General features: G+C 47.9%; 9 protein-coding genes and 1 tRNA gene. 9 read left to right on the plus strand and 1 reads right to left on the minus strand.

The features are described from left to right. The first annotated feature begins 286 nt into the window (after positions 1-286). The 6 genes from ppk1 (at position 287) to KJS94_RS06545 (ending at position 8,329) form a co-directional block, all read left to right on the plus strand. Positions 287-2,422, plus strand: a complete 2,136-nt coding sequence (gene ppk1, locus KJS94_RS06520) for a polyphosphate kinase 1 (protein ID WP_214446504.1) — start codon at positions 287-289, stop codon at positions 2,420-2,422. 2 nt (positions 2,423-2,424) lie between these two features. Further along, a complete protein-coding gene (locus tag KJS94_RS06525) occupies positions 2,425-3,315 on the plus strand; it encodes a Ppx/GppA phosphatase family protein (protein ID WP_239804315.1) in 891 nt (296 codons plus the stop codon). Positions 3,316-3,421: 106 nt separating this feature from the next. Further along, positions 3,422-4,237, plus strand: a complete 816-nt coding sequence (gene panB, locus KJS94_RS06530; RefSeq protein ID WP_214446506.1) for a 3-methyl-2-oxobutanoate hydroxymethyltransferase — start codon at positions 3,422-3,424, stop codon at positions 4,235-4,237. Between the two features lie 188 nt (positions 4,238-4,425). Beyond that, complete coding sequence (gene amaB, locus KJS94_RS06535; RefSeq protein WP_214446507.1) at positions 4,426-5,949, plus strand: L-piperidine-6-carboxylate dehydrogenase; 1,524 nt, start codon at positions 4,426-4,428, stop codon at positions 5,947-5,949. Positions 5,950-6,025: 76 nt separating this feature from the next. Beyond that, positions 6,026-7,738 (plus strand): S8 family peptidase, encoded by a 1,713-nt coding sequence (locus KJS94_RS06540; protein WP_214446508.1) that lies wholly within the window; start codon positions 6,026-6,028, stop codon positions 7,736-7,738. A 78-nt stretch (positions 7,739-7,816) separates the two neighbouring features. After that, positions 7,817-8,329: a DinB family protein gene (locus KJS94_RS06545; protein ID WP_214446509.1), complete on the plus strand. Its 513-nt coding sequence runs from the start codon at positions 7,817-7,819 to the stop codon at positions 8,327-8,329. 92 nt (positions 8,330-8,421) lie between these two features. On the opposite strand, the gene KJS94_RS06550 is transcribed toward KJS94_RS06545, so the two are convergent. After that, the gene (locus KJS94_RS06550) at positions 8,422-10,575 is read right to left on the minus strand and encodes a carboxy terminal-processing peptidase (RefSeq protein WP_239804316.1); all 2,154 of its coding nucleotides are present in this window, start codon (positions 10,573-10,575) and stop codon (positions 8,422-8,424) included. A gap of 169 nt (positions 10,576-10,744) precedes the next feature. On the opposite strand from KJS94_RS06550, the gene KJS94_RS06555 reads away from it, so the two are divergent. The 3 genes from KJS94_RS06555 to KJS94_RS06565 all read left to right on the plus strand — a co-directional run bounded on the left by KJS94_RS06555 (position 10,745) and on the right by KJS94_RS06565 (position 14,305). Beyond that, positions 10,745-10,821, plus strand: a tRNA-His gene (locus KJS94_RS06555). Positions 10,822-10,867: 46 nt separating this feature from the next. Next, positions 10,868-11,473, plus strand: coding sequence for a DUF445 domain-containing protein (locus KJS94_RS06560; protein ID WP_214446510.1), 606 nt, complete (start codon positions 10,868-10,870; stop codon positions 11,471-11,473). 168 nt (positions 11,474-11,641) lie between these two features. Continuing rightward, a complete protein-coding gene (locus KJS94_RS06565; protein WP_239804317.1) occupies positions 11,642-14,305 on the plus strand; it encodes a TonB-dependent receptor in 2,664 nt (887 codons plus the stop codon). The last annotated feature ends 6 nt before the right edge of the window (positions 14,306-14,311 follow it).

Genomic DNA, 14,311 nt, shown 5'->3' on the forward strand with positions numbered 1-14,311 from the left:
AAGGTAGGAAAAAGGAAGATAACAGCAAGAAAAAAAACCAAAAAAGTTTAGCAAAGTCCTGAAATAGTTTTGGAAAGCCTCACTATTACCTCAATCCTGCCCATAAAAACTGTCCGATTGGTAAAGTTAAGCTATTTGCCCATCAGCCCTCCCGCCTTCATTTCCGGGAACCTGGCCCACCGGGAATCCCGCAGGAAATCCCAAATTATTCATTAACAATTACTTAATTTCATGTACAGGCCCCTATGCTGCATTTTTAAGGCAAAATGGGGTGAAAATGGACCATATGGACGGAAAACGCAAGACCATTGCAAGGGATATCAGTTGGTTATCTTTCAATGCCAGGGTGCTGCAGGAGGCTGCTGACCCTACGGTACCACTCCGGGAACGCATCAAATTCCTCGGCATTTTCTCCAATAACACAGATGAGTTCTTCCGGGTCAGGGTAGCCACCCTGAAAAGGATGATCGAACTGGTGGGCAAGAAGGCCAAACTCAATATGCACCTGGAACAATCACCGGAAAAAATCCTGGACCAGATCCAGATGACGGTCCTGCGCCAGCAAAATGAATTCAACCGCATCTGGGAGCAGATCAGGAAGGAAATGGAAAAGGAAAAGATCTTCCTGATCAATGAAAAGCAATTGTCAAAAGAGCAGAAAAACTTTGTCAAGCAATATTTCGAGGAAGAGGTCAGGGTCAACACCATCCCCCTGATGATCGAGCAGATCCCCCAGTTTCCTTACCTGAGGGACAAATCCATTTACCTGGCCGTACTCATGACCCGGAAGAATACCGCCTACGAACAGAAGTATGCCCTGATTGAAGTACCCAGTAAGGCATTGGGGAGGTTTGTGCAATTGCCATCCCCCCATGGTGAACGGCACATCATTTTACTGGAAGATATCATCCGCTTCAACCTGCCTTCCATTTTTTCCTTCTTTGGCTACGAGAAATTCGAATCATGGGTCTTCAAAGTAACCAAGGATGCCGAGATCGATATTGACAATGACGTTTCCACCACTATTATCCAAAAGATCGAAAAAGGGGTAAAGAACCGAAGGAAAGGAAAACCCGTCCGCTTTGTTTACGATAAGGAAATGGACCCAAGCCTGCTGGAATACCTGATGCGGAGGTTGAACCTCACCCGGAAGGATAACCTTATACCTGGTGGCCGCATCCACAACTTCAGGCATTTTATGGACTTTCCCGATTGCTTCCCCAGGAAATCACAAAGGAAAAAGCCCTTCATGCATCCCCTCCTGGTGAATGTAAACCGGGTAACCGATGTAGTGTTGCAACAGGATGTGATGCTGAATTTTCCCTACCATTCCTTTAACCCGGTGATCGACCTGCTGAGGGAAGCGGCGATAGACCCCGATGTAGTGTCTATCAAGGTAACTGCCTACCGGCTTGCTTCCAATTCAAAGGTGGTCAACGCCCTGATCAACGCCGTGCGCAATGGAAAACAGGTGACCGTTATGATGGAACTGAGGGCAAGGTTTGAGGAAGAAGCCAATATGGAATGGAAAGAAAAGCTGGAAGAAGAAGGTGTTAAGGTGCTGATCGGCATTCCTAACATGAAGGTACATGCGAAATTATGCATCATCCGCAAACGCGTAAACAACCGGACCATTCAATATGGGTTTGTCAGTACCGGCAACCTGAATGAGAGTACCGCAAAACTCTACGGTGACCATTGCCTGCTCACGGCCAACAGGATGATCATGGCCGATATCAACAGGGTATTTCTTTATGTAGAAAAATACAAGACCAATCCGGACATCCTGAAAGGATGCAAGACCCTTCTCCCCTGCCCGGGCATACTCCGGAGGGAATTGCTCAGGATGATCAATACCGAAATAAGGGCCGCCAGGAAAAATAAGCCGGCAGCCATTCTGGTGAAGGTCAATTCCCTATCGGATGAACAACTGGTAGAGAAACTCTATGATGCAGCGAAAGCAGGTGTAAAGGTTGAATTGATCGTCAGGGGTATCTTCTGCATGCTTTCGGAAAGCAAGAAATTCAAGGTTCCCGTAAAGGCCATCAGCATCGTGGATGAATACCTGGAGCATGCAAGGGTATTCATTTTCCACAATGGAGGCAAAGAGAAAGTTTATATATCTTCGGCCGACTGGATGGTCCGCAACCTTGATCACCGGGTGGAGATCACCTGCCCGATCCTGGATGAAGACCTCCAGAAAGTTTTAAAGAATATCCTGGCCATCCAGTTGAATGATAATGTGAAAGCAAGGAGACTGGACAATGAACTGAGCAATGCTTATATCCGCACCGGTTCAAAGAAAGTAAGGTCGCAGGTGGATATCTACAACTACCTGCAATCGAAGAAGGGCAATCAACCCAGGGAAGTAGCCATTACAGAAACCCATCTGTCAGAAAACATTAATACCGCAGCGAGTTGAGGTTGGCAGCTATCGATATCGGAAGTAACGCAGCAAGACTGCTGATCACTGAAGTGGTGCAGGAACCTAATGGCAGCACCCGGTTCAATAAACTCAATCTGGTCAGGGTTCCGCTCAGGCTGGGCTTCGATGTTTTTGAGACCCTCACCATCTCTGAGAAAAAGGTCGACCATATTGTCAGTACCCTGAAAGCCTACCGCTTACTGATGGATGTGTATGGGGTGGAACATTTCATGGCATGTGCTACTTCGGCCATGCGCGATGCATCCAATTCCAACGCCATTATTGAAAAGGTAAAGGCAGAAACCGGGATCACCATTTCGGTGATCAGTGGCGACCAGGAAGCTTCTTTCATTTATGAGAACCATATAGCAGAGAACCTGGATAAGGACCACTCCTACCTGTATATTGATGTGGGTGGCGGCAGTACGGAGCTGACCTTCTTCAATGACAACCAATTGATCTTTAAAGAATCCTTTAATATCGGCACTATCCGCCTCCTCAAAAAACAAGTGCCTGATACCAGGTGGGATGAAATGAAGGAATTTGTGAAGAACAAGACCAAAGGGTTTAAGGAGATCACCTGCATTGGTTCCGGTGGTAATATCAACAAAGTCTTCTCCCTGTCCAAGAAAAAGGATGGGAAACCCCTGCCCTTCGAACTACTGAAGGATTACCACAAGGAACTCAGCAGTTTCAGTGTTGAGGAAAGAATGAAGCTTTATAACCTTCGTGAAGACCGGGCTGATGTTATTGTACCGGCGCTTAGTATATACGTTTCCGTTATGCGTTGGTCTGACTCAAAGGAGATCTATGTGCCCAAGATAGGTCTTGCGGACGGCCTGATCCATATCCTTCATGAAAAGGTGAAGGGTCGTCGGGCAAAACAATGACCCACCAAAACATTTTAATGATGGCTTTTTTATTTTGGTGGCGGTTATTTCCGACTTTTGGTTTTGCCAATGCCATTATATCCAATCACCCAAACAATAAATTTCCATGTCTATCCATAAGGAAGTAAAAAAGGTGACGACCAATACCCTGCAGAAAATGAAGCTGGCAGGAGAAAAGATATCGATGCTCACCGCTTACGACTATTCCTTCGCCAGGCTCTTTGATGAAGCAGGGATCGATGTGATATTGGTGGGGGATTCGGCCAGTAATGTAATGGCAGGTCATGATACCACTGTCCCCATTACCCTTGACCACATGATCTACCATGCCCAATGCGTAGTGCGGGGAATCGACCGTTGCCTGGTGGTGGTGGACCTCCCCTTCGGTTCCTACCAATCCAACTCCGATATAGCCCTGGCATCTGCCATCCGCATCATGAAGGAAACCGGTGGCCACAGTATCAAACTGGAAGGTGGCGAGGAAGTGGTGGAAAGTATCCGCAGGATCGTTTCTGCAGGGATACCGGTGATGGGTCACCTGGGACTCACCCCTCAATCCATATACAAGTTCGGCACCTATACAGTAAGGGCAAAGGAAGAGGCCGAGGCTGAAAAACTGAAAAAGGATGCCCTTATGTTACAGGAGGCAGGCTGCTTTGCCATTGTCCTGGAAAAAATACCGGCCCAACTGGCAAAGGAGGTATCAGAAAGTCTCCATATCCCAACCATCGGCATTGGTGCCGGGAAATACTGCGACGGACAAGTATTGGTAATGCATGATATGTTAGGCATTAATAATGACTTCAATCCCCGTTTCCTTCGCAAATACCTGAACCTGCACGAACAGATCACTTCGGCGGTACGCCATTACATTGACGATGTAAGGACCCAGGACTTCCCCAATGAACAGGAACAGTATTGATGCAGGAATACGGCCATCAATTTTGCAGGTGTATTGGTAATTCAATTCCCTGACCCATTGTTTTACCACTGGTGGGGCTGGCCTGAAATGCACTGATTCCAAGGCAATAAGCACCTATCAATTAACAATTCCTGGACCATTTTTGTCTAAGGAAGCCGTACATTTGACAGCTAAAAATTAAGCTTGTCATGGAATTTCTGAAAGCCCTGGGCATCCAACAGCACAATTCCGGAACTTCAACCGGTTCCCAATGGTATGAAACGAAAGGAGAAACGATTGCTTCTTATTCTCCGGTAGACGGACAACTGATCGGCACCATCCAATCGACCGATAAAGCACATTATGAGAAAGTAGTGGAAACAGCTGCAAAGGCCTTTGCAGAATGGCGTCTCTGGCCCGCTCCCAGGAGGGGTGAGATCGTTCGCCAGATCGGCGAAGCATTGAGGGCCAAAAAGCAGGAGCTCGGCCAATTGGTTTCCTATGAAATGGGTAAGAGCCTTCAGGAAGGCCTGGGTGAGGTTCAGGAAATGATCGATATCTGTGATTTTGCAGTAGGCCTGTCGCGCCAGCTCCATGGCCTGACCATGCATAGTGAGCGCCCCGGGCACCGCATGTATGAACAGTGGCATCCCCTTGGTATTGTGGGCATCATTTCCGCTTTTAATTTCCCGGTTGCGGTATGGAGCTGGAACACCATGCTGGCATGGGTTTGCGGTGACGTTTGCATCTGGAAGCCATCTGAAAAGACACCTCTTTGCTCTGTGGCCTGCCAGAATATCATCAATGAAGTATTTGCCAGCAACAATGTACCGGAAGGCGTAAGCTGTGTGATCAATGGCGGTCGCGAAACCGGCGAATGGCTTTCAACAGATACCCGTGTTCCATTGATATCCGCGACCGGTTCCACCCGCATGGGTAAGGCCGTTGGTGCAGCTGTAGGTGCGCGCCTTGGCAGGACCATCCTGGAACTGGGCGGTAACAATGCCATCATCATTTCGAAGGATGCAGACCTGGATATGTCCCTTATCGGTTGTGTATTTGGTGCAGTTGGTACTGCAGGACAGCGTTGTACCACCACCAGGAGGCTTATCATCCATGAATCAGTATATGAGGCCTTTACCACCAAACTGGTGAATGCATATAAGCAATTGAGGATTGGTAACCCGCTCGACCAGAACAACCACGTTGGACCCCTGATCGATAAGGATGCCGTTAGGATGTACCTGGAATCCATCGAAAAATGCAAGGCAGAGGGCGGCCGCTTCCTGGTGGAAGGCGGCGTACTGGAAGGCCCCGGTTATGAAAGCGGTTGCTATGTAAAGCCCTGCATTGCAGAAGCCCAGAACCATTATTCCATTGTACAGCATGAAACATTTGCTCCCATCCTTTATGTGATGAAATATTCAACCATTGAAGAGGCAATTGCGTTACAGAATGGTGTACCCCAGGGCCTCTCCTCTGCCATCATGACCCTCAACCTCAGGGAAGCCGAAGCCTTCCTGTCGCATGCAGGTAGTGATTGCGGTATTGCCAATGTGAACATAGGAACCAGCGGGGCAGAGATTGGCGGTGCCTTTGGCGGTGAAAAAGAGACCGGTGGCGGAAGGGAAAGTGGCAGTGATGCTTGGAAGGCCTATATGCGCAGGCAAACCAATACCATCAATTATACCACCAAATTGCCTTTGGCCCAGGGAATTAAATTTGATCTCTAATTCGTTAAAATTTATACGGGCGGTAAACGTTATACCAATATTTACCGTCATTTTGGATACCACAAATTATTTGCGCATGAAGCATTCAATGATCCTGCCCGGTAGTCTGTTGCTGGCCATATTAAGCGTAGGGACCACCTTTGGTCAAGGTACTGCAGTTAGCAATAAAGAGCTGGCAAAAGGCTGGCACCTGGGCGACAGGGAGAAGGATGGCGTTTACGGCATCAGTCTCGACAAAGCCTATGAATTCGTAAAAGGCAAGAAAAGCAAGACCATAGTAGTTGCCGTGATCGACTCAGGCATCGACACCTTGCACGAAGACCTCAAGAACATCCTTTGGAGGAACCCCAAGGAAATACCCGGCAATGGCATTGATGATGACAAGAATGGCTATGTTGATGACATCAACGGCTGGAACTTTCTTGGCGGCAAGGATGGCAAGAATGTGAAGCAGGACAGCTATGAAGCGGCCAGGGTCTACCATCGGCTGAAGGCCAAATTTGCAGCCCCGGGATTCGACCCCTCCATACTGACCGGTGAGGAAGCTGACCAGTATGCCATGTGGGCCAAGGCCAAGGATAAGGTGGAAGGAGATGCCGGTGGTGGCGGTGCTGACCTGGTCTTTATGAAGAAGGCGCTGGAAAACACCATCAAGAACGACAGCATCCTTCGCCAGGCCATGGGTAAGGAAGTTTTTACAGGCAAGGACCTGGAGGCCTACGCCCCTACTACCTCAGAAGCCCAGAAAGCGAAAGCGGGTCTCCTCTACCTGTTCAAAGCCAATAATATGCTCGATATGAGCAACAAGGAATTCGTTGATGGATTCTCAGAATATGTTGGCGGCGAAGAAAGGAAACAGGAAGCAGCCCAAAAAGCCCCGAAAGATTATCGCGGTGAGATCGTAGGCGACAACTATTACGATTTCAACGACCGCTATTATGGTAACAATGATGTAATGGCCAATACCCCCTTCCACGGAACCCATGTGGCGGGTATCATTGCCGCTGAGCGCAGCAATGGAAAGGGAATGGACGGCGTGGCCGATAATGTGAGGATCATGGCCATCCGTGCGGTACCCGATGGCGATGAGCACGACAAGGATATTGCCCTCGCCATCCGTTATGCGGTAGACAATGGCGCCAAAGTGGTGAACATGAGCTTCGGTAAAGGTTTCTCCCCCGAAAAGAAATGGGTGGATGAGGCCGTTAAGTATGCAGAATCCAAGGGTGTATTACTGGTGCATGCAGCAGGCAACGATGCCCAGAATGTGGATTCTGTTGATAATTTCCCCAATGCATCCCTAACTACCCTGAAAGCCAGGGCAAGCAACTGGATCACCGTTGGGGCCAGCAGTGATCCCAAGGCAGAGCCGGGCTTCAAGAGCCTGACCGCTTCCTTCTCCAACTATGGCAGGAAAGAAGTGGATGTATTTGCACCAGGCACGAAGATCTACTCTACCATTCCCGGTGGTAATACCTATGGCAATGCGCAGGGCACCAGTATGGCATCTCCTGTGGTGGCCGGTATCGCAGCTTTCCTGTTGAGCTACTACCCCAACCTCACTCCCCAGGAAGTGAAAATGGCTATTGAAAAATCAGCTGTTGCACCCAGCGAAAAGGTGAAAAAGCCCGGCTCGGATGATGAGCTGGTAGACCTGACCGAACTTTGCCAGTCTGGTGGTTTCGTGAACGCTTATGAAGCAGCCAAGGTTGCTGATATCCTGAGCAAGAAAAAAGTTCCGGTAAAGCAACAACCAAAATCAACCTTGCAAAAAGGAAAGAAAGGATGATCCATTCATCATAATCATTTAAAAGACCCCGCCAATAGCGGGGTTTTTTAATAGCTTTAGGCCCTAAACTTTTTTTCCATGGAACATGAATACAACCTCGTTTACGCGGATTATTATAAAAATTATATCCAGCTGGCTCTTGATGGCGACCTGAAAAAGGCGCTGAAGAAGAATTCCAAATCATTCCTGGAGTTCCTGGAGTCTATTCCTGCCCAAAAGATCGACTATGCCTATGCAGAAGGCAAATGGACGATCAAGCAACTTTTACAGCACATCATTGATGCAGAGCGGGTATTTGCTTACAGGGCATTGAGGATAGCCCGCTTCGACGAAACCGCACTGCCTGGCTTCGATGAGAATACCTGGGCGGAAAAGGCAGATGTATCAGCAAGGGGCTGGCAGGATATGGTGAAAGAGTTCAAGGCCCTTCGCAAGAGCAATCGCGCCATGATCAATGATTTTACGAAAGAACAGCTAAGTGCAACCGGAACAGCCAGTGGCAACCCCATCAGTTGTGCTGCCATCTGCTTTATCCTGGTAGGGCATGTGGAACACCATATGAACATCATCAGGGAAAGGTACCTGTCCTGATCACGCTAAAAGAAGATTATAATATCAGAATATTCATTTGGGGAATGATCCAAATGGATAGAAAAGCAAAAGCCCCTTTCGGGGCTTTCGTTTTAGTTCTTGTTTCCCAATGCAAGGTTGCGTTGGAAAACCATATCGTTGATCACATTCACTGCTTCGTCCAGATAAATATCGGTACGCAGGTTCTTCTTCCATTGCTTGTACCTTTCCAGTTTATCCTTATCTACGGCAAACTTGTCCTCATCACCCGGAATGGAAGCTACTTCCAGCTCCTTCGGTAATTTATTTAATGTTTCCAATTGCTTAACTGTAGCATTGATCTTCTTCTTTGACTCCCGGAACTTGTCGATATTCAAAGAATACACTTTGTCGTTTTGCTCACTCAACCAATCAGTATTGGTCTTGATGAGGTTGAAGGCTTCATTATTGGCTACCCTTGCCTGGCTGTTCTTCCTTACAAGGTTCAGGTCAAAAGGCGACCTCCAGGCTGTGTAGGGAGCTTTCTGGATCTCATCCCAGGGAAGGGCATCAGGATCATCCTTTTCCCTGAACTTGGCGTTCTCATAAATATCGGGCAATACCACATCAGAAGAAACCCCTTTCAGCTGCGTAGATCCGCCATTGATGCGATAGAACTTTTGCAGGGTCAGTTTAATGGTGCCCAATTCGCTGTTGGCAACGAACATACCGGTTTCCTTATCCAATCCAATATTACGCTGAACTGTTCCCTTGCCATAGGTGGTTGTGCTTCCCAGCACCACACCCCTTCCATAATCCTGAATAGCGGCAGCAAAGATCTCTGACGCAGAGGCACTGAACTCATTCACCATAACGGCCAAAGGCCCATCATACAAAACCGTCTTATCCCTGTCGCGAAGCACACTTGGCCTGCCTTCCCTGTCTTTCACCTGTACAATGGGACCTTCTTCAATGAAGAGGCCAGCCATTTGCACCACATCATAAAGGGAACCACCGCCATTGTTGCGCAGGTCGATCACAATTCCATCTACCTTTTGTTCCTTCAGCTTGATCACTTCACGGGCTACATCCACCGCGCAACGATTGCCTTTCGGGTTATCGAAATCGGCATAGAACTCGGGCAGGAAGATATAACCTACCTTGCCTTTGCCGTTATCCACAATAGCGCTACGAGCAAAGGTTTCATCCTGTACGATCTCATCACGGATAATGCTTACCACCTTTACACTGCCATCTGCTTTCCTTAGGGTGAGTCTTACTTCGGTACCTTTCTTGCCCCGGATGAGCTTCACCGCATCTTCTACAGCAAAACCAGCCAGGTCGGTTGGTTCTTCGCCACCCTGGGCCACTTTCAGGATCACATCACCAACAGTGAATTCACCAGATTTCCAGGCCGGGCTGCCTGTCAATAAGGAAGCGATCTTGATATTGCCTTCTTCCTCACGCAGGGAAGCCCCGATCCCAAAAAACCTTCCACTCATCTGCTCATCGAAATAGCGCTTGTCTACCGGCGGGAAGAAAGTGGTATGCGGATCCATGGCATTGGTAATGGTATTCACATACTGGTTGAACCTGTCATCGTCATTGTATTTCAACTTCAGGCGATCGAACATCCTGGTGTTCACTTTAGCGACCCTTTCACGGGCTTCTTTTTCCAGTTCCTGCGGGGTCTTCATTACAAAGCCTTCCTTGCCTTTATTCTTTTCCTGGTTATCAAGCAGCTCAACATAACGTTCCAGCACCTGGTACTTAATGCGCTTTCTCCAGCGCTCCTTCAGGTCGGAAGAATTCTTGGCAAACTCCAGTTTCTCGGGGTCCAGCACCACGTCTTCATTTGAGGTAAAGTCGAATGGCTTGGCCAGCATTTCCTTCGCAATGGCCTCTGCTTCCAGGATCCGTTTCTTGTAGATGGTGGAAACTGCAGGTACAAATTCTACCAATCCGCCTTTGATCTCATCATCAAGGGTGGTTTCATATTTCTTCAGGGCCAGGAGGTCGGCCTGCTGGAAGATCACTTTCTCCTGGTCAACATTGGCCAGGTATTTCTTGAATATTTCCTTTGAAAATGCATCATTGATATCCTTTGGACTATAATGCACCTGCTGGAGAATATCCCCTACATTATGCAATATTTTCTCATATTTCCCTGGGGGCTGTGAACCATCCGTTCCCATGGAGCGGAATCCGATGAAAAGGGCACAGACCAGGACCAGGACCAACACAGGTAAGCTTCTCTTGCTGAACATATAGTCTAACAGTTTTTGCATTGTATCAAAAATAACGATAAAACATCACGGCTTGTTGTTGTAAAAGCTCAATTAACAAGTGATTGTGATGAGCGGGAGACGAGATTTTTTTTAGTGAAAATTTCGTTTTTCAAATTTAGTGTGTATTTTTGCCGCCCCTTAGAAACAGTAATGCTTCCAAAGGGATACGGAGGTTGTAGCTCAGTTGGTTAGAGCGTCAGATTGTGGCTCTGAAGGCCGGGGGTTCGAATCCCCTCAATCTCCCCAGGATCCCTCACCTCGGTGAGGGATTTTTACTTTAATCAATTCGCTCATGAACTATTGGCTTTTCCTGATCCCCCTGATCTCTGCATTTATTGGCTGGTTCACCAATTGGATCGCTATCAAGATGCTTTTCCACCCGAGGGAGCCAAAACGTATCCTGGGAATCACCATACAGGGGATATTTCCAAAAAGGCAGGCACAGTTCGCTGAAAAACTCGGCAAACTGGTAAGCGATGAATTGCTCTCTTTCAAGGATATCGCCCACAAGATCTCCAACCCGGAGAACCTGGACCAACTCCTCCCCTTTATTGATGCCCATATCGACCGGTTCCTGAAAGAAAAACTAAAGGAGTCCATGCCCATGATCAGTATGTTCATTGGGGAGAAGACCATCAACCAGCTGAAGTCTGTCTTTCTTGAAGAGCTCCGCGATTTGTTCCCGACGCTGATGGAACAGTATATGACAAGGCTCCAGGACCAACTAGACCTGGAAAAGATCGTGGTGGAGAAGGTGAAAGGCTTTTCCAGTGACAAACTGGAAGATATCCTCCAGAATATCATGGCCCGGGAATTCCGCTTCGTAGAGATCATTGGTGGTGTACTGGGCTTCCTGATCGGGCTGGTCCAGATCGCCATTACCTATTTAACCGCCTGACCGGCCACCCCAAAGGCCCCGGACTACCATTTATAAAGGCATTCTTCCTTCTATCCGAAGCATTAAACCGAAGGGCCCGGCCATTTGTCTTATACCATTCATCACATTGTCAGCAAATTGTCATGATCCTTTGCTGAATTTTGCGCCACTCAGAGAAAACATAGAAGAATGCTTAAGAACCTTTTACTAGCCTTATTCGTGCTGATGAACACCAGCCTGATTGCCCAGATGCCTGCCGGGGTTTCCGGAAGGGCCGGTGCGATGGGTGGTGGCAACATGAACATCGGCCGATTCTACGGAAAGATCGTTGACGGAAAGACCAACAAGGGCATTGAAGCTGCCTCCGTACAATTGATCCAAAGCAAGTTCGACACTCTTACCAAGAAGAGGAAGGATACCATTGTTGCCGGTATGCTCACCGATAAAAGGGGTGAATTTGCCTTCGAAAGCCTTGCCATTGCAGCCTCCTACAAACTAAAAGTTACCGCCATTGGTTTTAAGGCCATTGAACAAAAAGTGGCTTTTGAGATGAAGATGGGCGGCGGTGATATGTCCAGGGCACTGGCCGGTGTAGACAAGGACCTCGGTAATATTGCCATGGAAGCAGACGCACAGGTATTGGAAGGGGTAACCGTAACGGCCAACAAGCCCTTGTATAGTGCCAGTATCGACAGGAAAGTGTTCAATGTTGAAAAGAACCTTAACTCTGCCGGTGGAACCGCTGTGGATGTCATGAAAAATGTGCCTTCCGTGCAGGTAGACCTCGATGGTAATGTAACCCTCAGGAATGCCAGCCCGCAGATATTTGTGGATGGCCGTCCTACTACCCTGACCCTCGAACAAATCCCTGCCGATGCGATCGCTTCCATTGAAGTGATCACCAACCCTTCTGCCAAGTATGATGCATCCGGTGGTACCTCAGGCATCCTGAACATCGTATTAAAGAAGAATAAGAAAGTTGGCTATAGCGGAAACCTTCGTGCAGGCATTGATATGCGCGCCAGGCCAAACCTGGGTGGTGATTTTAACGTCCGCCAGGGCAAGGTGAACCTCTTTGCGAATGCCAACTACGGTATGCGTAAATCCATCTCAAATGGAGAAACAGAACGTACTTCCCTGTTCGATAATCCCAATACCTTCCTCAAACAATATGACGAAAGTGTGAGCAAGGGCTTTTTCTCCTTTGGAAGGCTTGGGGCGGATTATTTCATTGACAACCGCAATACCCTGTCAGGATCCATCAACCTGGTAAGGGGTGAATTCAAGCCCTATACCACCAGTGATATCTTCGTTGATACCCTTGCCAGCTCGGGTACAGCTACCTCTAACAGTATCAGGAACTCCAACACCGTTGGTAGTTTCCGTAACCTGGGAACCACCCTTGGCTTCAAACACAACTTTGCCAAACCGGGTAAGGAACTGACTGCTGACCTGAACTTCAACCAAAGCAAGAACGAGAACAACAACAAGATCGTTAACGATATTTATCCGAAATTGGGTTCTGATGAGGGTTACCGCCAGTTTATCCAGTTGTTGAACGGTGCGGGCACCAACAAGTTCTTCACGGTTCAAACCGATTTCGTTAACCCCTTGTCTGAGAATGCCAAGATCGAAATGGGTCTGCGCGCCCAGTTCCGTTCTGTTGACAGCCGCAACGATATCTTCCAGCAACTTCCCAACGGCACAATTGTTCCCATCCCACAATTGTCTTCCAAGTATGAGAATACCGATAATGTTTATGCGGCTTATACCAGTTTTTCCAATAAGTACAAGAAGTTGGGTTACCAGTTGGGGCTGCGTATAGAGAGTTCGGAATATGAAGGCACGGTGTATTCAACCAAAACAGATGGTAAGGACAGCATCCAAACCTTCAGCAATAATTTCCCAATCAGTCTCTTCCCCAGTGCGTTCTTTACCTATGACCTGGGTAACCAGCAGGATCTCCAGCTGAGCTATACCCGAAGGGTGAACCGGCCCAACTTCTTCCAGCTTTTCCCCTTCACAGATTACTCTGACTCACTAAACCTGAGCCGTGGTAATCCTAACCTGATCCCTGAGTTCACCAGCTCATTTGAATTGGGTTACCAGAAGATCACGGAAAAGAACAACAGTTTCCTGGCTACCTATTACCTCAAATACACGGAGAACCTGATCACCAGGGTTCAACAAAAGGAAAACAATCCGGTTACAGGAGACGAAGTACTGGTGAATACTTATACCAATGCCAACAGTAGTATTGTTACAGGCCTGGAACTAACCAGTAAGTTCGCAGTGAAAAAGTGGTGGGACCTGACCGGTAACCTGAACCTGTTCACGTCAAAGATCAATATTGATGATCCCAGTGTAACCGAACAGGATAATATTTACAGCTACTTCATCAAACTGAACAATACTTTCAAATTACCCAAGAACTTCACGGTTCAATTGAGTGGTGAATATACGTCCAAGACCATCCTCCCTCCCGGCGGAAGCGGTGGTGGTGGTGGCCGTTTTGGTGGTGGTGGTATGATGTGGGGTGGTCCCGGAAATACTGCACAAGGTTATGTACGCCCGAACTATTTCGTGGACCTGTCTGTTCGCTATGAGTTCCTCAAGAACAGGGCCGCTTCCATTACCCTGAGTTGGAGCGATATCTTCCGCACCCGTATCAGCGACCAGCATTCCGAATCCCAGTTCTTTATCCAGGATTCAAGGAGGAGAAGGGATCCGCAATTCTTCAGGCTTCAGTTTGCCTGGAGGTTTGGTAAGTTCGACACTTCCATCTTCAAGCGCAAGAACATCAGGGGCGAAATGCAGAACATGCAGAACATGAACGAAGGTGTTCAATTCTAATTGACC

This window comes from Flavihumibacter rivuli (genome assembly GCF_018595685.2).
Taxonomy (GTDB): Bacteria; Bacteroidota; Bacteroidia; order Chitinophagales; family Chitinophagaceae; genus Flavihumibacter; species Flavihumibacter rivuli.

Excerpts from the sequence above, each read along its gene's own strand:
- ppk1 (WP_214446504.1), top strand. The coding sequence starts at position 287 with ATGGACGGAAAACGCAAGACCATTGCAAGGGATATCAGTTGGTTATCT.
- panB (WP_214446506.1), top strand. The coding sequence starts at position 3,422 with ATGTCTATCCATAAGGAAGTAAAAAAGGTGACGACCAATACCCTGCAG.
- amaB (WP_214446507.1), top strand. The coding sequence starts at position 4,426 with ATGGAATTTCTGAAAGCCCTGGGCATCCAACAGCACAATTCCGGAACT.
- KJS94_RS06540 (WP_214446508.1), top strand. The coding sequence starts at position 6,026 with ATGAAGCATTCAATGATCCTGCCCGGTAGTCTGTTGCTGGCCATATTA.
- KJS94_RS06545 (WP_214446509.1), top strand. The coding sequence starts at position 7,817 with ATGGAACATGAATACAACCTCGTTTACGCGGATTATTATAAAAATTAT.
- KJS94_RS06550 (WP_239804316.1), bottom strand. The coding sequence starts at position 10,575 with ATGCAAAAACTGTTAGACTATATGTTCAGCAAGAGAAGCTTACCTGTG.
- KJS94_RS06560 (WP_214446510.1), top strand. The coding sequence starts at position 10,868 with ATGAACTATTGGCTTTTCCTGATCCCCCTGATCTCTGCATTTATTGGC.
- KJS94_RS06565 (WP_239804317.1), top strand. The coding sequence starts at position 11,642 with ATGCTTAAGAACCTTTTACTAGCCTTATTCGTGCTGATGAACACCAGC.